Origin of the sequence: Paenibacillus ilasis (assembly GCF_043195395.1) — a bacterium.
Lineage (GTDB): Bacteria > Bacillota > Bacilli > Paenibacillales > Paenibacillaceae > Paenibacillus_AQ > Paenibacillus_AQ lautus.
On record NZ_JBHDJG010000001.1, the window covers coordinates 3,183,875 to 3,210,821 of the forward strand.

General features: G+C 48.0%; 22 protein-coding genes. 2 read left to right on the top strand and 20 right to left on the bottom strand.

The window, feature by feature from the left end:
* The first annotated feature begins 28 nt into the window (after positions 1-28).
* Positions 29-970, top strand: coding sequence for a glutaminase A (gene glsA / locus ACETK5_RS14325; protein WP_394056396.1), 942 nt, complete (start codon positions 29-31; stop codon positions 968-970).
* 134 nt (positions 971-1,104) lie between these two features.
* Here the strand turns inward: glsA and ACETK5_RS14330 are convergent, their stop codons facing one another.
* The 15 genes from ACETK5_RS14330 to ACETK5_RS14400 form a co-directional block, all read right to left on the bottom strand.
* Positions 1,105-1,782, bottom strand: coding sequence for a protein kinase family protein (locus ACETK5_RS14330; protein WP_100536753.1), 678 nt, complete (start codon positions 1,780-1,782; stop codon positions 1,105-1,107).
* Positions 1,783-2,041: 259 nt separating this feature from the next.
* The gene (locus ACETK5_RS14335; protein ID WP_243390642.1) at positions 2,042-5,770 is read right to left on the bottom strand and encodes a non-ribosomal peptide synthetase family protein; all 3,729 of its coding nucleotides are present in this window, start codon (positions 5,768-5,770) and stop codon (positions 2,042-2,044) included.
* A gap of 55 nt (positions 5,771-5,825) precedes the next feature.
* On the bottom strand, positions 5,826-7,532 hold the full coding sequence (locus ACETK5_RS14340) for a methyl-accepting chemotaxis protein (RefSeq protein WP_394056398.1): 1,707 nt from the start codon (positions 7,530-7,532) through the stop codon (positions 5,826-5,828).
* Positions 7,533-8,099: 567 nt separating this feature from the next.
* A complete protein-coding gene (locus ACETK5_RS14345) occupies positions 8,100-8,432 on the bottom strand; it encodes a thioredoxin family protein (protein ID WP_100536750.1) in 333 nt (110 codons plus the stop codon).
* A 40-nt stretch (positions 8,433-8,472) separates the two neighbouring features.
* Positions 8,473-8,811: a bacillithiol system redox-active protein YtxJ gene (gene ytxJ, locus ACETK5_RS14350; protein WP_100536749.1), complete on the bottom strand. Its 339-nt coding sequence runs from the start codon at positions 8,809-8,811 to the stop codon at positions 8,473-8,475.
* 96 nt (positions 8,812-8,907) lie between these two features.
* Positions 8,908-10,530, bottom strand: a complete 1,623-nt coding sequence (locus ACETK5_RS14355; protein WP_100536748.1) for a histidine kinase N-terminal 7TM domain-containing diguanylate cyclase — start codon at positions 10,528-10,530, stop codon at positions 8,908-8,910.
* A 395-nt stretch (positions 10,531-10,925) separates the two neighbouring features.
* Positions 10,926-11,657: a class I SAM-dependent methyltransferase gene (locus ACETK5_RS14360; protein WP_100536747.1), complete on the bottom strand. Its 732-nt coding sequence runs from the start codon at positions 11,655-11,657 to the stop codon at positions 10,926-10,928.
* Positions 11,658-11,738: 81 nt separating this feature from the next.
* Positions 11,739-12,626: a YwqG family protein gene (locus ACETK5_RS14365; protein WP_100536746.1), complete on the bottom strand. Its 888-nt coding sequence runs from the start codon at positions 12,624-12,626 to the stop codon at positions 11,739-11,741.
* Positions 12,627-12,699: 73 nt separating this feature from the next.
* Positions 12,700-13,152: a hypothetical protein gene (locus ACETK5_RS14370; RefSeq protein ID WP_100536745.1), complete on the bottom strand. Its 453-nt coding sequence runs from the start codon at positions 13,150-13,152 to the stop codon at positions 12,700-12,702.
* 309 nt (positions 13,153-13,461) lie between these two features.
* Positions 13,462-14,601, bottom strand: a complete 1,140-nt coding sequence (locus ACETK5_RS14375; protein ID WP_100536744.1) for a hypothetical protein — start codon at positions 14,599-14,601, stop codon at positions 13,462-13,464.
* Positions 14,598-16,055: a sensor histidine kinase gene (locus tag ACETK5_RS14380; RefSeq protein WP_100536743.1), complete on the bottom strand. Its 1,458-nt coding sequence runs from the start codon at positions 16,053-16,055 to the stop codon at positions 14,598-14,600. Before ACETK5_RS14380 ends, ACETK5_RS14375 begins: the two co-directional genes overlap by 4 nt.
* 3 nt (positions 16,056-16,058) lie before the next feature.
* Entirely contained in the window at positions 16,059-16,757 is a 699-nt protein-coding gene (locus ACETK5_RS14385) for a response regulator transcription factor (protein WP_100536742.1), read from the bottom strand.
* Between the two features lie 93 nt (positions 16,758-16,850).
* The gene (locus ACETK5_RS14390; protein ID WP_100536741.1) at positions 16,851-18,278 is read right to left on the bottom strand and encodes an N-acetylmuramoyl-L-alanine amidase; all 1,428 of its coding nucleotides are present in this window, start codon (positions 18,276-18,278) and stop codon (positions 16,851-16,853) included.
* Positions 18,279-18,582: 304 nt separating this feature from the next.
* A complete protein-coding gene (gene metE, locus ACETK5_RS14395) occupies positions 18,583-20,871 on the bottom strand; it encodes a 5-methyltetrahydropteroyltriglutamate--homocysteine S-methyltransferase (RefSeq protein WP_100536740.1) in 2,289 nt (762 codons plus the stop codon).
* A 263-nt stretch (positions 20,872-21,134) separates the two neighbouring features.
* Positions 21,135-21,716: a biliverdin-producing heme oxygenase gene (locus ACETK5_RS14400; RefSeq protein WP_100536739.1), complete on the bottom strand. Its 582-nt coding sequence runs from the start codon at positions 21,714-21,716 to the stop codon at positions 21,135-21,137.
* Positions 21,717-22,013: 297 nt separating this feature from the next.
* On the opposite strand from ACETK5_RS14400, the gene ACETK5_RS14405 reads away from it, so the two are divergent.
* Positions 22,014-22,706, top strand: coding sequence for an aspartate/glutamate racemase family protein (locus ACETK5_RS14405; RefSeq protein WP_100536738.1), 693 nt, complete (start codon positions 22,014-22,016; stop codon positions 22,704-22,706).
* Positions 22,707-22,802: 96 nt separating this feature from the next.
* Here the strand turns inward: ACETK5_RS14405 and ACETK5_RS14410 are convergent, their stop codons facing one another.
* The 5 genes from ACETK5_RS14410 to ACETK5_RS14430 form a co-directional block, all read right to left on the bottom strand.
* Positions 22,803-23,459 carry a GAP family protein gene (locus ACETK5_RS14410; RefSeq protein WP_100536737.1) on the bottom strand — a complete coding sequence of 219 codons (657 nt, stop codon included), beginning with the start codon at positions 23,457-23,459 and terminating at the stop codon, positions 22,803-22,805.
* Positions 23,456-24,235 (bottom strand): MerR family transcriptional regulator, encoded by a 780-nt coding sequence (locus ACETK5_RS14415; RefSeq protein ID WP_100536736.1) that lies wholly within the window; start codon positions 24,233-24,235, stop codon positions 23,456-23,458. Before ACETK5_RS14415 ends, ACETK5_RS14410 begins: the two co-directional genes overlap by 4 nt.
* A 160-nt stretch (positions 24,236-24,395) precedes the next feature.
* Entirely contained in the window at positions 24,396-25,490 is a 1,095-nt protein-coding gene (locus tag ACETK5_RS14420; RefSeq protein ID WP_100536735.1) for a GerAB/ArcD/ProY family transporter, read from the bottom strand.
* Between the two features lie 21 nt (positions 25,491-25,511).
* A complete protein-coding gene (locus ACETK5_RS14425; RefSeq protein ID WP_100536734.1) occupies positions 25,512-25,733 on the bottom strand; it encodes a hypothetical protein in 222 nt (73 codons plus the stop codon).
* Positions 25,730-26,938, bottom strand: a complete 1,209-nt coding sequence (locus tag ACETK5_RS14430) for a Ger(x)C family spore germination protein (protein WP_100536733.1) — start codon at positions 26,936-26,938, stop codon at positions 25,730-25,732. Before ACETK5_RS14430 ends, ACETK5_RS14425 begins: the two co-directional genes overlap by 4 nt.
* Positions 26,939-26,947: the final 9 nt, after the last annotated feature.

Genomic DNA, 26,947 nt, shown 5'->3' on the forward strand with positions numbered 1-26,947 from the left:
ATTCTGAATGGTGGAAGGGGCTTAAGAAATGATGTCACCCGAAATCGAAACCATTAGGCAGCAGCTCCCCGGCTGGCTGGAAGGCAGCTTGCCCTGTGTCGGCAGAGGCAAAGTCGCCTCCTACATCCCCGAGCTATCCAAAGCTCCCCATGCTGCTTTGGGCATCACCCTTTTGAACACCCAGGGCGAATCCGCTACCGCCGGGGACTGCGGGCTGCGCTTTACGATGCAGAGCATCTCCAAAGTGTTTACGCTAATATTGGCGCTGATGGATAATGGAGAGGATGCCGTCTTCAGTAAGGTTGGCATGGAGCCGACCGGAGACAACTTTAATTCCATGCTGAAGCTGGAGTTAGTAAGGCCCGGCATTCCCTTCAATCCGATGATTAACGCAGGCGCGATTACCGTTTCTTCCTTAATTCGCGGAGGCAGCCCGAACGAGAAATCCGACCGAATTCTTCAGTTCCTTAAAGAGCTCTCAGGCAACGCTGGTTTGGAGTATGACTTGGGGGTTTACCGCTCAGAATCGGAAACCGGGAATCTGAATCGTTCCATATCCTTCTTTTTGAAGGAAAACGGGGTTCTAAGCGGCGATGTTGAAGAGGTGTTAGAAGTATATTTTCGACACTGCTCGATCCATGTGGATTGTGCCGATCTAGCCAGAATGGCCTTGGTGCTAGCCTGCAACGGTTCGGATCCGCTAACCGGCAAAGCGCTCATACCTCGAAGATATGTTCAAATCGCCAAGACATTCATGACGACATGCGGCATGTATAACGCATCAGGAGAATTCGCCATTCATGTAGGATTACCCGCCAAGAGCGGCGTTTCAGGGGGCATTTTAACTTTTGTGCCGGGACGTTATGGAATCGGTGTGTTAGGCCCAGCACTGAATGACAAGGGCAACAGCTATGCCGGCGTACATTTGCTGCAAACCATATCCCGGGAAATGGACTGGAGTATCTTCTAATTACAATAATCCCCCTGGAGCAGTTACAGCCTCAGGGGGATTGAATCCGCCGTATATGTTCTGAATATAGCGCTTTGTTTGATAAGAGGGTAAGAAGGGAATGCTCCTAACCGTTTTGAATGGGGGCGGTTATCCTATTTTCTGAAGAACAGTCGCCCAATCCGGTCCGCAAATTCCTGCATATTCACACTGGATGGGTCAAGACGGTAATATCCGTTCTTCACGGCCTCCAATACCCAGAGCGGTAACTTCTTGCCCTCAAGCAGCGGATATACGTTGTCGTATGCCCACACGAGATGCTCCCATCGCTTGTCGTTTCCATCCTGAATATACTCTGATACATCGAGTACCTTGCCTCGGCCTTCCTGCAGCAGTACATTCTTCAAATGAATATCCCGCGGGTTTAAGCCCTTGCTCCGCACAAAGGAGCGTGCAGCCTCGACATCATCGATGACCTGCCTTGGAACGGATACACCATAGAGCAAACAATCGTACAACGTTAATCCGGATTCATGGCTGATCGCCACATAACGCTCACCTGCTCCAAAAAATGCAGGAAAATAGGGGCTTCCCACCAATTCTTGATAGACCTTAATCTCCGCTTCCTTCTTAGGCAGCGCCTCCGCAGCATACAGTTTAAACGCATAGGCAGGCAATGGTTCGTATACGAATACCGCAGCATCCGTACCGATTCCGATGCAGCGCAGGTCATCCGATTCGCCTTCAATCGTTACAGGGTCGTTTTCACCGTTCTTGATAACTTCCATGCAAGCCAGTGCGGTTTCTGCCTGCTTCCAATGTTTGTGATTCATGGGCCACCTCATTTGGTGTTACTGGACTTAAATCAGTATGATATTACCACACTCACGCCATAAGAAAAACGTCTATCGACAAACTTTCACAGATGACAGACCGCAATTAGATGAAGTTTTTCTTGCGAGATATGGATGATAAGCCTCGGATGTTTATACTTTCTTATCTCTTAAAAAAAATATGTGCATGTTGTGGCTGATCCTAAACACAAAAAAACCGCGAAAGCTTCTCGCGGTTTTCATGCTTGCTGCCTGATCGTTATTCCGGTTTCACGAAATATCCGATACCAGCGGCATACTCAATCATTTTTTCAAATAACAGCTTGTCCGGTACAGCACATTTTACTCCCGTGTGCTTAAGGAATTCCGATGTTTGCGGACAAGTATACCGGTAGATGGAATTCTTCGCACCGTCGCCTTCGAACTGTGCCATCGCCAGCTCAAGGCCTTCCTTATCCTTCGGCTGCTGCGGGTCCAATAACCATGCCTCGTATTCCTTCCAGTCCATCACCGAAATGTCATATCCATGGGCTTTAAAATGCCCCACCATGTCCTCATAAGGAATGGCAACCGGGTTACAGATATGGAACACTCGCCCGACCGTTTCTTGCTGAAGCAGAAGAGCGGTAATGGCTTCCCCGGCATAGTTAATCGGCGTAATATCCACTTCCCATCTCACGCCAGGTGCTTTCTTCAACAGCAGCATCGCTTTTAGCATGCGGTAAAAAGCGTTGTTGTCGATGTTTTTCTGGAAAATCCCATTCTCCGAGTTACAGGACAAATTCCCCACGCGATAAACCGCTGCCGGGATGCCTCTATCAGCACCGGCTTTAATGACCAGCTTCTCTGCCTCCAGTTTGCTGTTCGTGTAGACATTCTCGATGGACGACTCTTCATATCCCGTTCCGGCAACGATGGCATCCCATTGACCGCCCAGTGCCAAATCTTCAGGGATCCCTAGCGTAGATATAAAGTGGAAGCGGATATGCGGTCTTCTCTGAGCCAATGCTAACAGGCGGTCCGTACTCTCGACATTGACTCTCGCAAAATAGTCGGAATCGCCAAAATGCTTCACTTCAGCTCCGCAATGAATGATGGAATCGATGCGCGCTTCAATCATTGCACGGTCTTGGTCTCCGAGCCCGAGGAACTCCTGCTCCAAGTCACCCTGTATCGCAATCACCCTTTTATCCATTCGAGACTTGACATCTTCGCCAAAGTATCCGGTCATGATCTGCTCAAGGCGAGCATAAGGCTCCATCAGCTTCGATGGTCGAACCAGGCAGTACACGGTAGCAGTCGATTGTTTCAGTAGTTCATACAACAGATGTGATCCCAGATATCCTGTGGCACCTGTCAGCAAAATATGCTGCTGGGTATAGGTGGGTTGTGCCGAACCATGATGGATAGGGAAAGAGATCGGATACTCAGCCAAATCCTGAATCGGAAGATCCCTATCCTCTGTTTGATCGGATGGTTTCGTTTGCTGCCCCAATTCCTCTACTCGCTCCGCTAATTTTGCAATCGTCGGATACACAAAGAAATCATTGATCTTCAACTGTGGATAAAGCGGCTTAAGGAGCACCAGAATCTCCAGAATTTTCAGTGAATAACCGCCAATATCGAAGAAATCGTCATGGATGCCGATTTTGGTTTGGCCGAGTGCTTTTTCCCAGGCTGCAGCAATATCCCGCTGAATATCGTTAACCGATGCCTCATAGTGGGAGTCATCCTCTTCCATCTCCATCGACAACTCGTATAATGCCAGCTTCTTACGATCAATCTTGCCGGTCGGGGATAGCGGCATTTCTTCGACGAAACACATGTATTTAGGAACCATGTAACTAGGCACCTTCTGACTTAAAAATTGCACCAAATCCTTAGCGGAAGCCGCCTGTCCATCATGGGTTGTATAGAATGCCGCTAACATTTTGGTTCCGTCCTCGTCCATTCTCGGAATGACCGCGATGTCCTTTACGCGTTCATGCTTCGCCAGATTATCTTCGATCTCCCCAATCTCGATCCGAAAGCCTCTAATCTTCACCTGTGAATCTTTACGTCCCCGGTATTCCACTTGTCCGTTCGGCAGCAGGCGAACCAAGTCTCCGGAACGGTAGTATTGTTTTCCGGATTCCGGTGTTATCGGATCCAGTATGAAGGCTTCTTTGGTTTTCTCAGGCTGATTCAGATACCCTTTGGCTACGCCAACCGAGCAGATTAGCAGCTCTCCGGTTACGCAAGTTGGACATAACTCATTATGTTCATTCACAATATACAATTCATAGTTGGCAAAAGGCGTCCCGATATACACGGTGGCCAGATCGTCCGGAACCGGATAATCGACGACATGCCCTGTTGCTACAACCGTCGTTTCCGTTGGTCCGTATAGATTCACGATTGGAATCTGCAGCTTCTTCTGGAACATACGAACGGTTTCTCCAGCCAGTGCTTCCCCACCGACCACGATCGTTTTGATATTGCGGTATTTGTAAGTATCTTCCATAGGTAAATAGGCTGCCAATTGATTAAAAAACACCGTAGGCAAAATCGCGACACGCGTTGCATTGGTTTCTACCACGGCCTCCGTAAAGGCGTCTATGGAGAAACGCTGCTCATCGGAGAGAAGATGCAGCTGCGAACCGCAAGCCAGCGATCCGAATATATCGTAAACGGAAGCATCAAAGCTGAATGTGGAATATTGAAGAATGATATCCTGTTCACTCATCTGTAATTTCTCTTGATTGGCCAGTGCCAAATTCACGACGCCTTGATGGGCGATTAAGGCACCTTTCGGTTTGCCCGTAGAACCGGAGGTATAGATAATGTATGCCAAATCATCGCCTTCAACGCAGACGCCACAGGCTTCGGCCGAGTATGAAAGGAATTGTTCATCAAGACAGAAGTACGCTGGCTTCGGTTGAAAACCAGCCAGGAGTCCATCCAGCTTTGCCGTGAAATCCTGATGCGTAAGAATAATCGCTGACTCGGTATCCTCGATAATATAGGCATTTCGTTCATCTGGATGTGATGGATCCAGCGGGATATAGGCTCCGCCGGCCTTAAGCACACCGAGCATACTGATAATTGTATCCAGGCCCCTCTTCATAAATATCGAGACGAATTGGCCTTTACGCAGCCCCTTGTCTATAAGCATATGTGCAATTTGGTTTGACAACCGGTCAAGCTGTTCGTACGTTACTTGCTCATTACCCGACGATAGTGCAATTCGTTTCGGAAATGTCTCCACAATGGAAGCAAGCATCGACACAATGGTAGGATCCTCCGGGAGCTCCTTCTTTGTGTCATTGAGAATCGTGTACGCGTTCCGGTCCTCTTCTGTCAGCATAGGCAAACGGCTAACCGGCATGTCTCCATGCTCAAGAGCCGCGCATGCTAGCTGCTCAAAATGCCTGCTGAATTTTTCGATCGTTTCTTCTTTATATAAAGGCTGTGCATAGGATACGTAGAGTGTCCACTCGTCCTTTCTTTCCTCCTGAACCATCCAGTTCAGCGAGCTGGAACTATAGGCATAACCATTCCCATTATTGCCATAGACCGTTTGGAGAGTGAGCGGTTGACCAGTGAATCCTTCTATATCCTCAAGCGAAAAGCTGCTTCCTTCAATCTGCTCCATTTTGACGGAAACCTGCTCATAAATCTGTGCGAATGAATCGTCACCGCTTAAGTTAACTCTAAGCGGAAGGAGATTGCCCTTCTCATTGTTTACGCCGATCAGCAAATCGGTATCGTGTGTCATTCGGTACAGAAATACCACATAGCTTGTGAGCATCCACGCCTTCAAGTCATATGAATCGCGGAACCGCTTGATCTTACCGGTTTCGATACGAAGGTTAATCGCCATGCGATCAAGCTCTTGCTGCTGAAGATGCGCTGGACCATCGGTGTACAGATAGAATCCCGGTAAAGGTAGCTGCAGTTCATTCAACCAATATTCTTTGCCTTGTTCGATCATCAATGTTGTATTCAAAGGTTTCAGCTCCATCTTTTTTCTCTACTGTTTCTGTTCTCGAAAGCATTACACACTACACTTGCAATTTGTTAACAAGGGCCTCCAACTCAGCGGAAACCTGGTTGATCTGTTCTGCAGACTCGAAGATTTTGGCGAAGGAAGCCTGCTGTTCCTGGGCACTGATCCGGATCTCACCCGACACGGACGAGTTTCTCTCCGCAAGCTCTGCCAGTTGTTTAATAGCAGCGGTAATCTGTTCGGTTTCGGCAACCATTTGCTGTGTAGCCGCAGACACCTCTTGAATTTGACTGGTCACCGTATCGGTTGCCACCAGCATGCCTTTAAACAGCTCACCGGTTTCTTTGACAACCTCAATCCCCTTGGCGACATTGTATTCTCCTTCGCTGATCGCTTCTACCGCAGATGCCGTTTCATCCTGAATGTATCGAACCAACTCAATAATTTGGTCCGCCGATTTTCTTGATTCCTCTGAAAGTTTCTTCACTTCGCTGGCGACGACAGCAAAACCACGGCCCTCTTCGCCCGCTCTTGCCGCCTCGATACCGGCATTGAGTGACAACAGATTCGTCTGAGAGGAAATTTCGGTAATAACCTGCACGATTTGACCGATCTCATGTGAGCGATTCTGCAGCTTCTCGATGATATTCACCGAGTTTTTAACCGAATGATCGATCGAATTCATCTGCTCGATAACCTGCTCCACATTGTGATTACCACGTTCCGACTGCTCCTTCATCTGAATGGATATCTCGGAAAGATCCGATGTATTGCCGGCAATCGTGGATACGCCGGATGAGATTTCCTCAAGCGAAACCACGCTTTCGGTAATGGACGTGCTCTGTAAAGCAACTCGTTCCGACATTTCCTCCATGTTTTTAGTAATAGCAGAAGAGTTATTGTTATTGACTTCCACTGCCGAGAAGAGGAATTTAGACTGCTCTGCGGACTGCTCCGATACCGTTTTGATCGTTGTAACTAGTTCATTAATATGATTGACGGTTGCATTGAACTTGGCATTAACCTGCCCCAGCTCATCTTCGCCGGTTTTTAATTGGACGGTGAAGTCACCTTTGCTCAGCTTGTCAAGCGCCCCCATTAATGCTTGAATGGGTGCGAATGTCCGTCTAATCGTGAAGTATTGCAGTGCTAATACAATCAGCAAAGTAATCAGCAGCGCAAAAACCGTATTGGTGATCAATTCCTGTTTCCCGGAAGCGATTAAGCTTGCATCCACGTCGATCCCCATGTAAGCAAAAACTTCGCCGCTGGCATCCTGGAAAGGATGCAGCACGGTGATCCAGGTACCATAATTGTCTGTATAACCTTTGGTGTAGACGGTTTTTTTCGTTTTTAGCATTTCTCTCACGGCATCGGCATGGATCTTCGGTTGTTCGTATAAGTCCCCGAGATTCAAGTCTTCTTCAGCAAACATATCGAGCACTGCCGTTGGCATGGCAATAATCGAGGTCTTGTTGCCACCCTCGAGCTCCGGTCCAAAAATATAGCCTTGTGCAATATTGGGATGACTTAGGGATAGGTCATCAAACGTTTTGGTTAGTTTCTTTTGGATATCCGCATTGCGGTCAGTCTCGCCTTTCACCGCTTGAGCATCTTCCAGCGATACGGACTTAACCAAGGTATCCATAATTTTCCCCGAATCGGATTGCAGCTGCTTCGTCAGTACGCTGTCCTGGATATAATAGCTTGAACCAATCACAATGGCACCCGTAATAATGATATACAGGCTCGTCCATAACATGTTTTTTGTAACAATGCTCAGATTTTTAAAACGCGTTCCTCTTGATAACGTTTTTCGCTCACTCACTTGGTGTCTCTCCTTTGATATCTCTTATGTATCTTCCATTTAAAATAGGGATTTCTTTAGCGAACCTGTCGCATCACCTACTTTCCTGGAAACATTGAATATTTCCGGAATTTCTCATGAATACATTACATTTTTCAAAAATGTTCGTCTTGAATGAACCGCCTTCCCCCTCCATCATTCTTCTGACATAGGTTCATTCCACATAATGTTCTTGTTATGTGAAATTTCAGTTCAATAGATCCATATTCACGTTATGATTCCATAAACCTTGCATCTTTTGTACTATTAATAAATCGGCATTCTCCCTTATATTTTTAATACTTTAGTAATATTTGAATGCAAAATAATCCTGGCTTTCGACAATTATTTGAATTTTCATTGAAATTTCATCAACTGGGATCGCTGGATCCACATCACCGGAAACGCAAAAAAAGGCGACATTCCGATTAGTCAGATGACTTTGGAATATCGCCTTATGGCTTCATTACATGAAGAGGAAGCCTAGTTAAAGAAATTCATTATATTGTTTAATTTCCGCTCTAACTCCCCGAACTGTACAAATCGATCTTCCCTCAGATACTCTTTGCCCTCAACGAATAGGAGAAGCGAGGGGGCGGTGAATATCAAATATCTTGAGGCGATCTCCCCTACCGCTTCGGCCTGAATATGTCCCAGTGAGATACTCGGGAACCGCGTTAACCGTTCTCGAAGTTTCGGTAATATCGCGTGGCATACACTGCAATCTGCCCTGGATACATATAAAAAACTGAAGGTGTGATCTTGAATAAATCGTTCGATCGCCTCGATCGATGTCAGTTGTTCCAGTTCTTTCATAATGATCACCTTGCTTTCAGGAGACATGCAGGTTAATTGTTCAGTCCAGAACCGCTGTGATGTGCGCAGACGTAACCGCCCAATGTGAAGCCGTCCAGTACTTCGCTTGGTCCTTCACATAAATAATTTGCGGCGATTCATGCTTTACGTTCAAATCCTCGGCGATTTTATTGGAAATCGGACGGGATTCGATGACTTTTACCAATGTATAATCCACATTGCCGTTTGGCGCCTTTTTCAAATAAGATTCATACTCTGCCAAAGCATTGGAGCTAACCGGGCATGTCGTGCTATGCTTCAGAATGACTTGACCGCGTTCGGAAGATTTTTTCAGAATATGATCCCATTCTTCTAGTGTTGTGATTTCATTCCATTGCATATGATTTTCTCCCCTTAGATGTGATTTATCGCATTGCATTCATTATACAACCAATAGCTATTATACACATAGATTCCGCTATTTCATATTTATAGATTAACACTCTTCATCCGACACTCGAATTGTATTACGCCCGGAGTGTTTAGCTTCGTATAATGCACGATCCGCAAGTTTCAATAATCTCTTAAGCTCTGCATCCCACTTTACTTCTTCTGCATCCACTTCAATCGTGCTGTTATAGAAGCTTGCCCCTATCGATGCGATGCCAAAGCTGGCTGTAATGAACAGGGGTCCTTGCGGCGTAGCCATCGGTTGTGTTCTTAATTCTGCACGAATACGCTGTGCCGCGGCTTCAGCTTCTGTCGTCGTCCGACCCGGCATGGCAATGACGAACTCTTCGCCGCCATAACGCGCGAACAGATCCTCTGACCGCAGAGACTGTCGCGATAACTCGACAATGTGCAGTAAAGCCTGATCGCCCATATCGTGGCCGTAGACGTCATTAATTCGTTTAAAGTGATCGATATCGAACAGCAGGATGGCCATAGGTTCACGAGAGCGAACAGCCTGGCTTAAAAGTGTGCAACTGAGCTTCATGAAGTGCGCACGGTTATAGATGCGTGTCAAGCCATCATAGTAGGCTCCCTGCCGCAATTCCTCCTGAAGACGTGTCCTTTCGGTTACGTCAATGAGGACAATCAATCTTCCAACCTCCCGTCCTCCCTGATTGCGCACAACGGAAGACCTGATCTGATAGTTGAACGATTGGTCCCCTAATTGCCACCGCATTTCCTGGATGTCCGACTCTCCAGCATCCCATCCTTCCCGTTGCTCCATCCCGAAGATGGGCTCGGTCGTATGAAGATGCCACAATTCAAGCAGCGGCCCTCCAATGGCGGAAGGGCTCAGTTCCGGCATCATAACTGCCGCAGCCGGATTAAAGTCAACCAAACGGTTGTCCAGATCCAATACGAGGACGCCTTCCCGCATGCTCGAAAAGAGATTATCCCTCGCAATCGGCGCCACATGAAACAAACCCTTGGATGTCAGTGCCCAGAGATAAAGGGCCGAGGTCAACGTCATGATGACGGGAATCGGATCCATCCCATCTGGCGTAAGTCCGCCAAGATAAAGAAAATCGCCTATAAGGGGCAGAACAAGACCGATCAGCATCGTATTCAGTTGAAACCGGTAGGACGGCATCTTATGCCAGCTCCGCAGCAGTAGAATAACGCCTCCGATCATGCAAGCGAAGGTATAGGCGCCCTGAATGATGTACCATGGGCCGGCAACCACGTCTACTTTCAGACTGGAAATGCCTGAGTGGAGTCCGATGTCGCGATAGTATAAATGATGCATTTCGTTTGTCATGACGAGCAGCATGGTTACGACTGGAATAGCAAACATCCCAATCAGCAGAGGACGTCTCAGATATCGTTCCATACCAAGATAGGACAGAATGATCAGCAGATTAAGGGGGGGCAGAAATGGCATGCCCAAATATTCAAACTTGATCCAAAATTGAATCTCATGAAGCGAATTGCTGGACAATTCCAGTGCAGCGCCGAAAGTATAGATCGATGCCAGCATACTGAAGACGAAGAAGGGTTTGACCATAGCAAGTTTCGAACGCCCCGACAGCGCGTAAAGACCCATGATGATGTTCAATACGCCTGCCGTGACAATTAGCGTAATCATAGCGGAGTAAGGTGTTCCCATGTTGTAGGCTCCAAGTCTGCATGTGGTTAACCGGTCATCTCAACCGATCGAATCTTTAAACCGATGTTACCACAGTGCCCCTATCGGAACAATGTTCCATCTGTTGGAAGCTTCATCCTCCCAATAGGAAAACGGTTCGTTCCCGTATCAGTACCATGCCTCGATTGCAGTCATGCGTGAATATCATGTCTTAGCCTGGACCGGCAGGTTTGTTATCCCCTGCTCTTCCGAGCATTTAATGCCGAAATGAAAGCAAAAAGAACCGCGATGTTCGCAGTTCCCCTTTTTGCGGATGTTAGTTGGTTTGGTTGGAGTTGGTTCAATCCCGTACTATTCTTCCATGTCTCCTTATGCATAAGGTTTTACAACGCCATTTGTTGATGGAATCCATTATATTATTTTGATTTCCGTGCCTTCACGATCAAGAAATGAGGATTTGTCATTAATCGCTCATACCATTTTGCCATCCAGGCCCCCGCCTCTGGCTTGTCCTTATGCTCTAAGCTAGGCTGCGGCTCAACAATCTCTTCTATGCTGAAACAGGAGGAAGTCACGTTGATGATTTCTTGCATCGGCCTTCTATAAAAAACAACCTCGACGGGTCCGGATTCCGGTTTGTTCCAAACTTCCCTCAATAGCGCTCGGGCGAAGTAGTCCTGCCGTTCAACCAGTTTATAATCCATAAAGGGATGATGAACGGAGAAGATCAAGCTGCCTCCGGGTTTCAGCACCCGCTGGAATTCGCGAAAGGTTGGCATCCACTCCTCAATATAATGAAGCGTCAATGAACTTACGATGTAATCAAAAGCTTCATCTGCAAATGGCAGGGCCTCGGTCAGATCGCATTCAACGATGGTCGCTTCACTGCCCACTCGCCTTTTGCAGGCTTCAATCATCGACGGACTCAGATCGATCGCCGTCACCCGAGCCCCGCGTTTAATTAATTGCTCTGTGTACCACCCAGCGGCGCATCCGGCGTCAAGCACGGACATCTGCTCCATCTCTTGTGGCAGCATCCGGAGCATGGCCGGCCTCTCGTAAAAGGCATTGTGCCCGCTCTGCGAATCCACATGCCGTTCGTAGTCTCCAGCCAGCTTGTCGTATGCCTTCAAAACCTTCTCCTTCATGGCTTCATAACCTCCATATGTACCTGCTGAATTCCTACCCATTGCTGCGCCTTATAATCGCACTAACTCGTTTGATTACGATCAGCTTGAGTACAGGGAACAATACGTGCGCTCGAAATTCTTGGCCAGCAGATCTTCTTTTCGAATGAAAAATTGCAGTTCTCCCGCATCCCACCAGCAAAAACCGACATCGTCGTCCGAATCGACAGCCAGCAGAAGCACCGTATCCTGAATTTCCTGCTGCGCGCGTTCCGCGCTGCCGCCGCAATGCTTGGTAATCTGCTGCATGGCTGCATCCATAGAGTAATTGTACTCCGAACCGGTTAAGAGCATTAATGCAGCCTCAAACTCACAATCGCCGTGCTGGGTCGAAGGATAGCCAAAGATGGTCCCGAGGTCGCCGGAATTTAGACCCGTCAATTGAAAGCACAGGTCCTCGTATGATTCAAAATCGTGCTCCTCATCCTCGATAACCTCATCATCCACATAAGCATAATTAGGAGGCTCAAGCGTGGCTCTGGCTTCCATACGGTAGCCGGTAAACACCTCATCTAACGCGGTTTCCTCGGGCGCGCGGCGGCGGACCGCTGCCGAACTCTGACCCTCGGGAAGATAGAGCACACGGTGCTCAAGGTTATAGGCGGGTTCATCCACGCCAACGAAGAAATACAGCATTCCGCTTGTCGGGAGCGAGCTAGTGGCGTCCTGAGCTGCTACATCCTTCAACTGCAGCTGTGCCAGAAACGTCATTGGTGTTCCCTCCGAATTGAGCGGCCACTCCACCTCTTGGGGAAGATCCGGGTCACCGCCAAACCGAGAGTTGTTTGACTCGGCATAGTCCTCCAGCTTCTTTTTGGATAATCGTACGCCTTGCCGCGTATGCTCGATTAAATAGTCTGCGGCATGTTCGAATTGATGCTCCTTGATGATATTCTGCATTTTGCTCAAATTTTGTTCGGTTAGCTTCATCGTCCGGTTCCTCATCTTTTCATGAATTTTATTCTGCCATGATTGCGAAATTGCCCTAGTCTGAAGTCCCCTGTTATTCTTCCTCAAAGAGATCTTCAATGATCGACTTGTCATAGCCATTGGTGATCCTGTAACTCCAAGTATATTTGTTATGTATGCCTCTATTCGGAGAGATTCGGATGATATCCGGTTCCGTATAATGTATTTGAAAGGGCTTGTATTCAACATTAATCCAGATCCAGTACTCCGTCCCCCTTGGGTAATTGTCCGTCCTCCATAACTTCGCGTCGGAGAAGCTATTCATGATGCGCTCGATGGTTGCCGGATCGGTAATTTTTAGTCGCTCCTCATCGTACGAACTGCCCCTCTTCTCAATGGTTATATGATCTATCTTCTGTATGTCATGGATCTGATCGCCCATCAACTCCTTGTAGGTCGTTCTGGATTGAACCAATGAAAAGACCAATCCCGACAATATGATCAACGCCACGATTGTAAAAAAAATTCGCCATGACCTGTCACTCATCGTGATACCGCCTTGAAACCCTTTAGGTTACGGGTTATCTCATTCACTTTTTTCATATCCCCCTCCACTTATGCATGTTAATGGCACGGCACTCTCATCATATAAACCCCATCAGCCAAGGTTTGGTTGCGGGATAATTTAACATCTATTGGTTTGATCTGTCAATCCTCTCTTTGAAAGAATACCGAATCTCTAACTTGACATGATTGTCCTCTGGAATCCATGAAAAAGCGGCAGACCGAACGCCTATCGTTCAATCTGCCGCATCGCGGAGAATCGCTATGGGTGGTGGAAGATACCTCAGCCCTTTTACTTGAGTTCGATTATAAATGGCTGTTGATCCGAGGGTTCGATCGCAACAGGCCCCTGCTGTTTGGAATAATTTTTGCGGCCATTCACGAGCAGCCGGCGATGGTCCGGACTCCAATACATCTTAGAAGGGATAACCCCATGATAGATGGGTTCTGCGCTCAGTATATTTTTTCCTTGAAGCTTACCTGCATAAATGGTATCTTCCCCGTTCTGGGAATAGGCGACATACTTGCGATCCAGCGAGAACTCGAAGCTATCCACCTTCTCCAACAGAATGGACAGCTCGTGATTTCTGCGGTCATACACATAGAGGGTTCCCTCCGTTCCTAAGAATACAAATTGGTCATTGTTTAACCATGCGGCCTGGTCTGTGCCGATTTCATGCTCATACTGAACATCAATCCCGTTTCCGTTGACGGCTCCCAAAGCTATTCGACGACGGTGACCGTATTCATCCAGAATGATTAGCGCCATCTTCCCGTCATCGGAGACCATTACCTTCATGGGGAGACTTTCCGTTTCAAGACCTTTTAGCCTATAAACTCGTGCCGCTTCCGTTTCCGTGTCATAAATCCCGATGCTCGACTGCCTGGTGTCTGATTCCATGACAATATAACTTACGAATCGGCTGTTGTCGGACCAAGCCGGTTCCTCAAACCCTAGCTGCTGATTGGCATCTGTCGTCGCCACAAGGCTTTCCTCCTCCCCACTCGGGTACGCAATCAATTGCAGTACAACGCCCTCATCCGTTTTGGCAATTCCCGAAACAAATTTTCCATTGGGCGACATTTGATAGGAAAGCTTATTCATTTGTACCTCAAACAAATGGTCAGCGCGATCGTATGGGGGTGAAAAACGCTCCAAGATCAATTTCGCCTCGTCTGCTGCCCCGGTTTCATATAAAAGACCGATCACCGACTCCGATGATGACCAGCCGAGCAATACACCTTCACCCCTGGATTCTGGCATTCGATAAATCGTCTTCACTTGGAATGGCCGGCTTCCCTCAACCACGGCTTGATCCGTTTCCGTGCCGGGGATGATGACGGTCTCTGATTGCAGTCCGCTTGCACAGCCGGTCAGTAAAATCAAGGCAAGAGCATAGCATAAATTAAACCGTTTATATCGATATCTCATTGGACAGCCCCCGCCTTTACATAAGGAATCTCCACATAGACGACAGTATGAAACTTCTCGCTGACGATACGGATGGTTCCGTCGTGATCATCGACGATGGACTTAACGATACTGAGTCCCAAACCGACGCTGCCCTCTTCCTTCTGCTTCAGGCTCACCGAGTAGAATGGCTGAAAGACGTTTGCAAGCTGGTCCGCCGGTATGGGTTCTCCGGGATTATCGAAGGTATAACGGACGCTTCCGTCTGCACGCTCAGCCTTGACGGTAATTTCCGATTGGGCGGCACTATATTTGATGGCATTATCCAGAAGATTGATAAAGAGCTGGCGCAGCCGGTTAGGCTGGCCAAGCACGAAGGCTCCCTCTTCCGCCTCGCAAACGATGCTCTTTTTATACCGCTTGGCCCGAAATGACATCGAGTCGCATACATCGCGCAGAATAGCCCCTGAATCTACAAGCTCCATATCCTTATCGCCAGCGTTATGCTGCGACACCTCCAGCAGTTTCAGCACCATGCTATGCAGCCGTCGGCTCTCTTCAACGATGTGATTCATACCTTTATCGAAGAACTCCCGATCGTTATCCCCTTTTTCCCGAATGATTTCGGCATAACCAAGTATGGACGTCAGCGGTGTTTTAAGTTCATGAGTCACATTGTCAAAAAAACGCTTCTCCTGCTCGTTAAGGGCCTTCAGACGATCCCGATCACGCTCGATCATGGAAATCTGGCTTCCGATCCGGTCAATCATGTCATTGAAGTTCAGGGCCAGTTCGCCAATCTCATCTCTGCGCCGGAACGGGATTCGAACATCGAGATTCCCGTTCTTCACTTCCGTGGATGCACGGGTGAGCTTTACTAATGGAACGGTGATATGCCTGGATAGCATATACGAGAACAGGAACGCTGCCCCGAATATGGCAAGCGCGATGTAGAAAATAATGTCCATGATGCGCCCGCTTTGATCATAGAGCAGGGTAAAGTCTTTGGTAAATCTTAAGATGCCGACCTTGACACCATCGATGATAACCGGGTATGAGTATAGAACGGTCCCGCTGTTCCGGCCATAAGTGATGGTATAAGCTGTTTTACCCTCGATGGCTTGCCGCAGATCCTCGTCGGATGACCCGGAGAACTCTTGCTCATCCGATGAGAATAATAACTTGCCGTCTACGGTGTACGCACTAACATCGCTTGACGTAGCATGCTTCAAATCATTCACCATCTCTTCGGCCATCTGTCCGAAATAAAGCTTATTGTTCGTGAAGTGGTTGATAAGAAATGCTTGCCTTACATATACGTTGCTGTTGTTTTTGAGCCCGACCAGATCGGAAGTCACGATTTTCTGATTGCTTGTCCGAATGATCTCCTTGACAGTTTGATTGAGTACGAGGAACGACAGACTGAAGATCACAAAAAAACCAACAATAAACTTGGCTCTGATGGTCCGGATCATCTCTTATTCCGCCTGTTTCTCGAATTTATAGCCGATGCCGAATACGGTTGTGATCAAATCGCCGGCATCCAGTTTTTTGCGGAGCCTTTGAATATGCGTATCCACGGTCCGGGTATCCCCCATGAAGTCATAACCCCAGACTAAATCCAGCAGTTCCGAGCGGGTATAGATCTTCCCCCGATGGCCGTACATGGTCATGAGCAGGTCGAATTCCTTCGGCGTAAGGTCAACCGGTCTTCCGTCTTTCTTGACCAGCCGCTCTTCCATTACAATTTCGATGCCCCTAAAGCGGATCACGGCTTCCGGCGTTCCTTCCCTATCCCCTTGGTTCGCCTGATCCAGTCGTCGGAGGATCGTGCGAATTCGGGCGACAACCTCCCGTAGATCGAAGGGCTTCGTAATATAGTCATCGGCACCAAATTCAAGCCCGAGGACTTTATCTGTAATGTCGGACTTTGCCGTGATCATGAATATGGGGATGTTATAGTCCGTTGTTACTCTTTTGCATATATCGAGTCCGCTCTGATCGGGCAGCATCCAATCCAGCAGGAGCAGATCGGGATGAAATGACTCAAGCTCCCTTAAGCCCGCAGCTCCGCTGGCCGCAATACGGGTTTCGAAACCCTCCATATGGAGACCATAGGCAAGCAAATCGGCAATCGGTCCCTCATCTTCGATAATGAGAATTTTAGTTTTTTTCATGAAGTCTCCATTCTTTTTCCATAACGCCTATTTGATGAATCGATTTTAGCATATACGGTTTGCAAATGATAAGTCTAATCCGTTACAGGCTTATTAAGACTGCGATTCGGGCAAATGCAGCAGATCCGGGACCGTGACGAACGAGTAGCCTTGATCTTTCAGATCCGGTATGAACAGTTGGAGTGCCTCCAGCGTGTTGGCAAGATGGTTCTTACCATTTGCGGTATGCTGAAGAATGATGCCTCCTGGCTTCAACTGCTCGTCAATGGTCCTGATGATCTCCTGCGCGGGCGCCCCCGACCAATCCATCGTATCCACGGACCAATTCACGATCGCTAAATCCATATTTTGTATAGCTTCCACTTTGTCCTCATCCAAAGCGCCATAAGGCGGCCTAAACAAGGATGGACGATAGCCGATAATGTCGTTCAGTTCATCCTGCGTATTCTTCACCTGATTTAGCGCTTCCTCCATCGATATTTCGGTAAAGTTTGGATGTGACCAGGAATGATTTCCTATCGCGTGCCCCTCCTCTGCAATCCGACGCACAGTCTCAGGATGGGCCTCAGCCCGGTTTCCCAGAATAAAAAAGGTAGCTTTAATATCGTTTTCTTTCAGGATATCAAGAATTTTAGGCGTAACCATGGCATCCGGTCCATCATCGAATGTAAGTGCGACCTGTTTACCGTCCTGTGCTGATCCATTAAAATACACCTTTTTCTCCCCGCTTTGAGAAGTGCCCAATGATTTTTCTTCATCTGAACCATCCTTCGCTTGCTGCTCAAGGGAAAGTTCCTGCGCTCCCGCAAAATAGTCCTTGAGCCCTTCAACAATGGCTTCAGCCGCCAGCTCTTGTCCTTCATTACTTAACAGGAATCGCTCATCCTCACCATTGGTAAGATACCCGACTTCGATAAGCACTGCCGGCATTATCGGCGTTGAAAGCACTTTTAATTGCTCTTCCTTTATACCGCGATCACGAAGGTCGATCGCCCTCACCAAATGCTTCTGCAGGGTTTCGGCCAAAGGAATGCTATCCGCGTGCCGGTATAGGGTTTCAGTACCCGATGTCATAGGATCGGTATAAGTGTTGCCATGAATGGACACCATGGCATCCGCATTCCAATCATTCGCGATCGCTGCCCGTTCATCCAATTCAATGAAACGGTCATCCGTTCGTGTCAATAGAGGCTCAAACATAGGATCCTCCTCAAGGAGGGCAGCAACCCGTCCGGCGAGGGACAGGTTGAACGCCTTCTCATATGCGCCGCTGACTCCTGTAGCTCCAGGATCCTTTCCCCCGTGGCCTGGATCGATGACGATCCGAAATATCTCTTGATGATGGGGCACGGTAGGAAGCGTCTTAAAGGAATCCGCAAGTTTGGCCGATGATGCCGGTACCAGCTCCATAGTAGATGCACCTGTGTTTACTACCATTTTGAAGCCGACAATAGACATGATGGCAATCAGTAGAATATAGAATAGGATGACAAATTTTTTGCGTTTCTTGTAATATTTCATGGCTCCTCCTTCTGGGTGATCGTGCTAGATACGATTCCATAAGAAGAATATAATCGCCGGATGTGACAACGATTTTACCAAGTTGTCAACAACTTGTGTCCGATACTGTACTATAGATACAAACAAGAGTATTTTCATAGATTCATGACGAGGCAAAACTACCGCGCAGAAAAAAAGCCGCACGTGTGCGGCTTTCTCGAAATCATACACTTTTAAATTTATAAACCCGTTGCGACGTGTCTCCTCCCTGATTCTCCAATGACAGATCGACGTCAATCGTACAGGCAGAAGGCTTGTGTCAACGTTACACGTTCAGCGAATAGGACGACCGAGCGATCTCCGTGGCTTGGACCATGTTACGGAGAGATGCGACCGTTTCTTCCTTACCGCGTGTTTTGAGACCGCAGTCCGGGTTGATCCAGAACAGCTTCGGATCCAGGACCCGCAGTGCACGCTCGATCATACTTGTCATCTCTTCCACACGAGGTACCCGTGGACTATGGATATCATACACGCCAAGTCCAATTCCTAATCTGTAGGTATTGACTTCGAAGCTATGGATCAGTTCGCCATGACTGCGCGAAGTTTCAATCGAGATGACATCGGCATCCATCGCCTCAATCGAATCGATCATGTCATGGAACTCGCAATAACACATATGCGTATGAATTTGCGTGGTCGGCTGAACCGTGCATGTAGTCATACGGAAGGCTTTAACAGCCCATGCAAGATACTCCGCTTGGTCTTCCTCCTTCAGCGGCAGCCCTTCGCGGACCGCAGGCTCATCCACCTGAATCATTCCGATGCCCGCCTGCTCCAGCGCCTCTACTTCCTGTCTTAAGGCATAGGCCAGTTGATAAGCAATCTGTTCCCGCGAGATGTCTTCGCGGACGAACGACCAGTTCATGATCGTAATCGGGCCGGTAAGCATCCCTTTCACGGGCCGGTTAGTCTTCGATTGTGCATATTTCGTTTCCTTCACCGTCATCGGTTTCTCGAATGCCACATCCCCGAAGATCACGGGCGGTTTCACGCAGCGTGAGCCGTAAGACTGAACCCATCCAAACTGAGTGAAGGCAAAGCCCCGAAGCTTCTCTCCGAAAAATTCAACCATGTCCGTTCTCTCGAACTCGCCGTGCACAAGCACATCCAGGCCGATCTCTTCCTGCAGCTTGATCCAAACATCGATTTGCTCCTGAATGAATCGCTCATACTGCTCATGATTCCATTCTCCCTTACGCCACGCCTGGCGTGCCTTGCGCACCTCGGCTGACTGAGGGAAGCTGCCGATCGTCGTGGTCGGAAGAATAGGCAGCTTCCACTTATTCTGTTGAGCGACATGACGCTCTGCGAACGGCAGACTGCGAGCCGGATTCTGAGCACTAATCTCGGCAACTGTCTGCTGAATGTCATGTCGATTGCGCTCTTCGGATTGTTTAAGTGCCTGAAGCGCAGCCTCGCATTCCTCCAGTTCCTTGGAGATTCGGGCTGTGCCTGTAGAGATTGCTTTTGTCAAAAGTACCAGTTCATTCAGCTTCTCGTCGGCAAAGGCGAGCGCCCCTTTTAGTTCAGGCTGCAGTTTCGTTTCATTGTTCACCGTCACTGGAACATGCAGCAAGCTGCACGAGGATTGAACGATCAACCGTTCAGCGGCTACGTATGTCGTCAGCTCTTCCAATTGCGACAGCTTCTCGCGAAGCGACGCCTTCCAGATGCCCCGTCCGTCGATCATACCGGCGCCCAACACTTTATTCGGAGGAAACCCTGACTGTTTAATGGCTTGCACATTGCCCTGGTAACCATGCACCAGGTCAAGTCCGATGCCGCTAACCGGAAGCTGAATGATATCCTGATAGTTTTCTACGGATTCAAAATAGGTTTGCAGCATGATGTTTAGGCCAGGCGCCGAAGTCGCAAACGTTTCATAGATGGTTGTTAAGCGCTTCAGATCGGCTTCGCTTAATTTCGTTACCAGGATCGGCTCGTCGATCTGTACCCATTGAACGCCTTCTTGAGTGAGCTCCTGAAGGATCTGAACGTACAGCGGCAGTAATTTATCAAGCCAGGCATCCGTTTCCGAGGCTTGGTAGCCTTTGGACAACTTCAGGAAAGTGAGCGGACCGACAATAACCGGCTTGCCTTCTATCCCGAGTTTCTCCTTGGCCTCTCGATAAGCTGCCAGCGGTCTGTTCTCCGTCAAAACTGGAGCCGCCCCATCCAATTCTGGTACGATATAGTGGTAATTGGTGTTAAACCACTTGGTCATTTCACTTGCTGTAGCGTCCTTCGTTCCGCGAGCTATACCATAATATACTGACAATGGCACAACACCGCCCTCGTAAGCGAAGCGCTTCGGTACGATACCGAACATCGTCGCGGTGTCCAGAACATGATCGTAATAACTAAAATCATTGACGGCGATCAAATCAATTCCGCTCTCCTGCTGCTTGCGTAAATGATTCAACCGAATCTCCTGCAGCTGCTTGTGAAACTCCGATTCTTCGAGCTTGCCCGCCCAGAATGCTTCCAGGGCTTTTTTCCATTCCCGATCAGCGCCAATACGCGGATATCCCAGTACACTGCTCTTTGCCATCTATGTAACACTCCTATACAAATTGTTACAAGAAAGATATCACGTATTGATCGGTATAGTGTAACTCATATAAGCTATATCTAGTTATAGCCTACGGCTATAGCTAGACAGGAGTATATGTAAGCTTGTTTCACGCCAATAAAAAAAACGTGATATGGACACGTTTTTTTTCATAAAAGTGTTTCTATGGCTATTAAAGGCGATTTAAGTCAATCACATGCGATTAAATCACGAATGATGGAGTCCGTTCGCAAAAATTAGTCCTATTCTCTGATCCAAGCATCCAATAAACGGAAAGTTTCTATAGCCGAGTTAATAACCACGTCCGAATCCTCCGTGGCATTGGAAAGCAGTACTTCCCGGAATTCGGTCCATCTTAACTTGGTCTCTTGACCATATGCATAAAAATAACGGCTGCCCGACTCGGGGCCCAGTGGCAAGAACTTCATCAGCTGTTTCGTAATAACTTGGCCACCAAGTGTAGATCCCTCCAAAACGTACAAATACCCCAATATTTGCGCACGGGTTCTCAGCTCGGGCAATCGGCTGCACGGCGGCAAATGTGTAATCTCATCAGGAGTCATTCCCAGATGGATAAGATCATCTTCCAATAGCTTCGACTTCATCCGAATCCCCATATCCAATCCCATATGGTTCAGGGCTTCATCTTCCATAAGCTGCTCTTCGACTGGTTTAATGAATCCGTAAAACTTTGCTAAATAAGACCGATATTGATCAATGGTCAGGGTCTGATCGAATGCAGCTTTGGCGTATGGATTCTGTTCGATTCGTTCATGCTGCGCTGCCGTCTCTTCTCGTAACCGTTCTAAAATCCGTGTGCTCATGGATAACCCCCTCAATGTTTCGAGCTGTAATGCCAGGACAAGCACATCTGTTGCAAACCGCGAGTTTTAGGTGTCGGTCCGTCGATGAACCCTGCGATTAATATATCATAACGAGAATAATATGAATACTTAGCAGGCTTAACGGTAGCCTGGTGATCCTTTCTAGACCAGAAACTCAAACTCTACCTTGCAGTCTCTCGGATGCGAACACCATGGATCGGATACGGAGATAGCATTTGTTATGCATGTTGAAACACCCTATAATGGGTTTACTTAGGATCGCAAAGGAGCTTATCTATGAAGACGATTGGACTTATCGGGGGAATGAGCTGGGAATCCTCCATTGAATACTACAGAATCATAAATGAGCAGGTGAGATGCCGCTTGGGCGGCTTCCACTCGGCCAAATGCCTTATGTACAGCGTGAATTTCGAAGAGATTGAACGCTATCAATCTGAGGGGAACTGGAAAAAAGCCGGTGAAACATTGGGCGAAGTTGCGCTTTCTTTAGAAAAGGGCGGCGCCGATTTTGTTGTGATATGTTCGAATACGATGCACATGGTACTAGAGGATATCGAAGAAAAAATAAATATCCCTGTGCTGCACATTGCCGATGCCACGGCAAATCAAATCCGTGAACAGGGAATTCGCACAGTAGGCTTGCTTGGAACCAAATATACGATGGAGCAGAATTTTTACAAGCACAGATTAGAATCTACTCATATCAAAGTGCTTATTCCCAATGAACAAGATCGAGAGATCGTAAATAAAGTGATATATGAGGAGTTATGTCTCGGTAACATCCAATCGGATTCAAAAGCTTACTATAAAGAGGTTATTGAACGGCTGATTCAAGATGGAGCCGAAGGAATTATTCTAGGCTGTACGGAGATCGGATTATTAATTAAACCCGAGGATTCCAAAGTTCCTCTGTTTGATACAACCTTCATACATGCCATTGAAGCTGTTCGTACATCGTTGGAAGGCTGACTCTTCATGGGCTGACCTTCCCGATTTCGAGGGAGGGCGCCGATGCTTCTCGGCCCTCTCTCATCCAGCGAGTTCTTCATTCAAAATCGGATTTCTTTACAAGTTATCCATGCTGTTCAGCAACAAGATCAGCCCGGCGATGCACAGCACCCATGACAGAATCGATCCGGAGCTCTTGGCGATTCTCAGGCGCAGCTTCTCCAGCGGACGCTGCATCATGCGGCCTAATACGAGGTGTAAACCGAGCAAAATGAATGGAGGCAGCACCATCACGATATTGTATGCTGCCAGGATGGGCATCCATTGAACTGTAGTTAACTGCGCCTTAGTCATGAGTCCGATGGCCGCAAAATACGGAAGGGCTGTTGCTACCTCCAGCAGGGAGGTCGTGAAACCAAGCCCGATCATGGCCCCGAAGCTGTTGGATCTTGGACGGCGCGGCTCGGACGATTTTTTTGTTGGGATAAAGAAGCTGGCAACAAACAGGACTCCGCCGATCACGGCCATGACCCAGCTGACCGTTCGATTCTGAAAGATGCCGGTTACGGATTGCAGAACAGCATCCAAGCCCAGCATAAGCGCTGCTCCAACAAGGAAGTAGAAACCCGCTACTGTGAATAAATAAATGAATAAACGCGGGATTAACCGGTCCCGTTCGGTCAAGAGCAAATACACCGTTACGCCAAGCGTGGCTGGACTCAGCATGTCCAAGAGTGATAAGGCTCCAAAGGAGAGCAGAAGTTCCAGCGTCAAGTAGTCTCCCCCTCTTCAACTTGTTTTTTATCCTTTCGCAATACATAAATTTCAAAAGCCTGTTCCATGAATTGAAGAAGTTCATCCTCGATGGGATATAACCCCATCTGCTCCGACTGTGCCCGGGATTTACGGATTTCCCACAGCTTATCTACGAAGGGATCTTCATCTTCAAATACCTCCAGTCGTTTCTCATCCATCCGACGTACAATTCGTTGTACATCCGGTGAGTCGGGTCCGTCCTGCATCCGCCGTTTGAGCTGCCCCAACAGCGCAATCCACTCGAGAGAGTCGGGATCGGTGCTGTTCATATTGGGAAGCAGACTAAACAACTCTACTTCGCGCTTCTCAAACATTTGTTGCCTTAATGAATGCTTTAACGAGGGGTCTCTTCCGGAGAGGTGTATTAATTTCTGAATAACATCCCAGCTTGTCTCACCTTCCACCGCGATGCTATGAAGCACAGCCCGCAGCGCCGATTCCATCTGGTTCAGCTTTTTTTGTTCGTTCAACACGAAGTCCAACTGATTCATCAAACTGGTGGACCAGTTCCATTCCGGATTTGAAATCATATCCGATATTTCTTGCAAACTGAAGCCCAGCTTTTTTAGAAACTGTATTTGCTGCAGCTTCTTTAATTCATCATCACTGTATATACGATGTTTGCCCGGTGTTTTGGCGGCAGGAATCAGCAAGCCTATCTGGTCATAATAGCGCAGCGTTCTTACCGTAATCCCCGTCTGTTTGGATAATTCTTGAATGGGAATCGACTTCATCACCTGCTTTCTTAATCGTCTTTGATACTTTCAGTATATAAGATGACGTTACGTCACTTTCAAGCTTTTTAACAAAAAAATAGTGCATTTGTGGGATTCGATGCAGCCGGCACAAAAAAAAGCCCGAGGTATCGGGCATGGTTCTAATACAATCTGAAATTCACTTCGATTTGAGAATTTTCGTTCTGGTTAACCCGATCAGATAAAGACCCATGGGAATCACCAACAAGTGGAGAAGGGCGTAACTCGACCACACATTCTGAATGATATCAGCAACATAAACGGTGTTGATGTATGTATTCCAGGCCACGATGATAAACAGCACGGACAACGGATAGATCAGCGGATTTTGTTCCTTCAGTCGGAACACGGTCTTCATTCCTTGAAGAATGGAAAGATACAATAGAGAGATCTTGATAAAAAAAGTCAGGATCCAAAGCGTAATCAATATGCCTTCAACACGTTGAAAGAAGTTTCCTAGGTTAATCGTCTTCGCGAGTGCAAATGCCGGAAACGTGCTATTCTCCGTCTGTTCAATTCCCAGAATCAGCACACTGAGCAGGACGATGATGCTCAGCACGAATCCGCCTGCAGCAGCTCCCCCCATCCATGCCCTCTCCCCTTTTTTCTCCCCCTTGACCAGAGGCAGGAACACCATCAGCACAATCAGTTCCTGAAACATGGAGGCATGATATCCGGCCTTGGCAACAGGCATCCAGCCTTCCTCAAGCATAGGTTTGATATGGTTCCAACCGATCTGGGGAGTGAGCGAGAGGACAAGAACCATAAACAGAAATACAATCCACGGAAACATTAATTCACCGACACGGGCCAAAAGAATGATGCCCATCCTTGCACACATGACGGCCGCTATCAAAAACAAGATTTGAATGGCTTCGATCGGCGTCTCCGGCATCATTTCGCTGCTCAGAAAAAACCCCAAGTTACCGAGCAATGTGCCCGTAAGAATTAAAAAGTAAAATAGATAAATCAGCGAGAGGATCTTTCCCAGCAGCTTCCCGAGCACCTTCTCATGGATCTCGAAGATCGTTTGGCCTGGATAGACACGCGCGATGGCAATGTACAGCCCAACCATAAGGAGATTGATGAAGATACTGAAGAGGGAGGCCATCCACGCATCTTCCCGTGCGGTATGTGCTAACCCGGAGGGGGTAACCAGGATCGAGGTTCCGATGGTCAAGCCGAAAGTCAGTATAAAAAATTGTCGTGCGGCGATATCCTTGTATTTGATCACGTGTTACCATACCCTTCTTCATTATGAGATTAACCTGTTCAGCGGCTGCATCAAGGCGCGGATCCAGTCCAGCGGCCTTAAATAAGGGACCTCCATCATATCCCCGAACAAGGCCAGCAAGGTTACTCCCCATACCGCATAGAACACGATCGTGTCCCTAAGGGAGCGCAGCTTCATAAGATGCCGGGTTTCCGTAATGAATACGATGGATAGGAACAATATGAATAACCAATGCCAATTCACGGCTCATCCACCTTTTGGTTTAAGGGTTGTATGATGGATCCGATCCGGCGGATCGCTACATCGGTATCCACGCGGATCCTCATCGTTTTAAAGGTTTCTCCCCAATGATTCCGGTATTTTTTCCAAATGTCCGGATATTTTCGGTGCAGGACCTCGCCGAATCCAAAAACATCGGATCCATAACGCTGCTGCACCAGCCCGATGTGCTTCCGAATGTTGGTGCTGTATTTATCCTCGATATCCTTCTCTAATTCGTCTATGACAGCTGGTTGACTGATATCAATCGGACATTGAACGGCATTCACGTCGGCCTCGACCTCCAGTTCGGCTGAAAATTCGGGAATCCCCTCCACATTGAGCGTAACATCAAGCGTTGTGTCTGCCCGGTTCACCGCGAACCCGACAATGCCGCCATCCGGACACGAAATATATCCCGCTGTATTGTCGACTTTATTGAGGACATAATTGACGGCCTTGCTGGGCGGTTCCCCCAGCCATCCTACAAGCCGGTCCCCTTTAAACACGCCGAGGCCCGTATGTTGAAGAAGCGTTGAGGGATTGATTTCCTTCACATTCTCCATAGACTGTCCTTCGGCTAAACTGCCGTTTAATTGGACACCGGATAATACAGGATCTGAGCCGCTGCGTTTTAACTCCGTCACAAACTGCTGCAAGGTGACTTTCCCCGTCGCTGCCCATTTTTTTTCCGATATCAGAATGGAGGAATAGAGCGAGTTCGCCGGAACATACTCAAATGGCGTAACGACCTCCAGGATCTCCGCGGCCTTTCCGTTCTTCGCAACGAGCATGAAGAAATCCGTTCGAAGCTCATGATTTCGGGAGATATAATCGAGGACATCGCTGACCCCTGTCCGGGCCATCTCTTCGCCAAATACCAACACGCGAACGTGGGACAGATACAGTCTCCGAGGTGCCATGCTTAACATGCGCTGAAGGGCGTCGGGGATGGTTTTGCCGACTGACTTATAGGTGACGACCGGAAGACTCCCCATCGATCCGCCTTTTTTGGAGCCCGCCTCTGCGGAATTGAGCACTTGAGCAGAAATGGCATACCCATTCTCATGCGTATCAATTCCAAGTGCCATGACGACGGCAAGCTCATTCAATTCTTTTCTGCTCCAGCATCCAGGTGTTACGGCCAGGCTTAATATGAGCAGGACTGAAAGTATTTTTCTTTCCAACATACATAACCA

Bases quoted from the DNA above. Each gene is read 5' to 3' on its own strand.
- ACETK5_RS14370 (WP_100536745.1), bottom strand. From the start codon at position 13,152: ATGAGTGACAGGTCATGGCGAATTTTTTTTACAATCGTGGCGTTGATC.
- ACETK5_RS14345 (WP_100536750.1), bottom strand. From the start codon at position 8,432: ATGAAAGAACTGGAACAACTGACATCGATCGAGGCGATCGAACGATTT.
- ACETK5_RS14400 (WP_100536739.1), bottom strand. From the start codon at position 21,716: ATGAGCACACGGATTTTAGAACGGTTACGAGAAGAGACGGCAGCGCAG.
- ACETK5_RS14360 (WP_100536747.1), bottom strand. From the start codon at position 11,657: ATGAAGGAGAAGGTTTTGAAGGCATACGACAAGCTGGCTGGAGACTAC.
- ACETK5_RS14330 (WP_100536753.1), bottom strand. From the start codon at position 1,782: ATGAATCACAAACATTGGAAGCAGGCAGAAACCGCACTGGCTTGCATG.
- ACETK5_RS14355 (WP_100536748.1), bottom strand. From the start codon at position 10,530: ATGGGAACACCTTACTCCGCTATGATTACGCTAATTGTCACGGCAGGC.
- ACETK5_RS14390 (WP_100536741.1), bottom strand. From the start codon at position 18,278: ATGAAATATTACAAGAAACGCAAAAAATTTGTCATCCTATTCTATATT.
- ytxJ (WP_100536749.1), bottom strand. From the start codon at position 8,811: ATGCAATGGAATGAAATCACAACACTAGAAGAATGGGATCATATTCTG.
- ACETK5_RS14380 (WP_100536743.1), bottom strand. From the start codon at position 16,055: ATGATCCGGACCATCAGAGCCAAGTTTATTGTTGGTTTTTTTGTGATC.
- ACETK5_RS14375 (WP_100536744.1), bottom strand. From the start codon at position 14,601: ATGAGATATCGATATAAACGGTTTAATTTATGCTATGCTCTTGCCTTG.
- ACETK5_RS14340 (WP_394056398.1), bottom strand. From the start codon at position 7,532: ATGTTATGGACGAGCCTGTATATCATTATTACGGGTGCCATTGTGATT.
- metE (WP_100536740.1), bottom strand. From the start codon at position 20,871: ATGGCAAAGAGCAGTGTACTGGGATATCCGCGTATTGGCGCTGATCGG.
- ACETK5_RS14430 (WP_100536733.1), bottom strand. From the start codon at position 26,938: ATGTTGGAAAGAAAAATACTTTCAGTCCTGCTCATATTAAGCCTGGCC.
- glsA (WP_394056396.1), top strand. From the start codon at position 29: ATGATGTCACCCGAAATCGAAACCATTAGGCAGCAGCTCCCCGGCTGG.
- ACETK5_RS14405 (WP_100536738.1), top strand. From the start codon at position 22,014: ATGAAGACGATTGGACTTATCGGGGGAATGAGCTGGGAATCCTCCATT.
- ACETK5_RS14365 (WP_100536746.1), bottom strand. From the start codon at position 12,626: ATGAAGCTAACCGAACAAAATTTGAGCAAAATGCAGAATATCATCAAG.
- ACETK5_RS14385 (WP_100536742.1), bottom strand. From the start codon at position 16,757: ATGAAAAAAACTAAAATTCTCATTATCGAAGATGAGGGACCGATTGCC.
- ACETK5_RS14415 (WP_100536736.1), bottom strand. From the start codon at position 24,235: ATGAAGTCGATTCCCATTCAAGAATTATCCAAACAGACGGGGATTACG.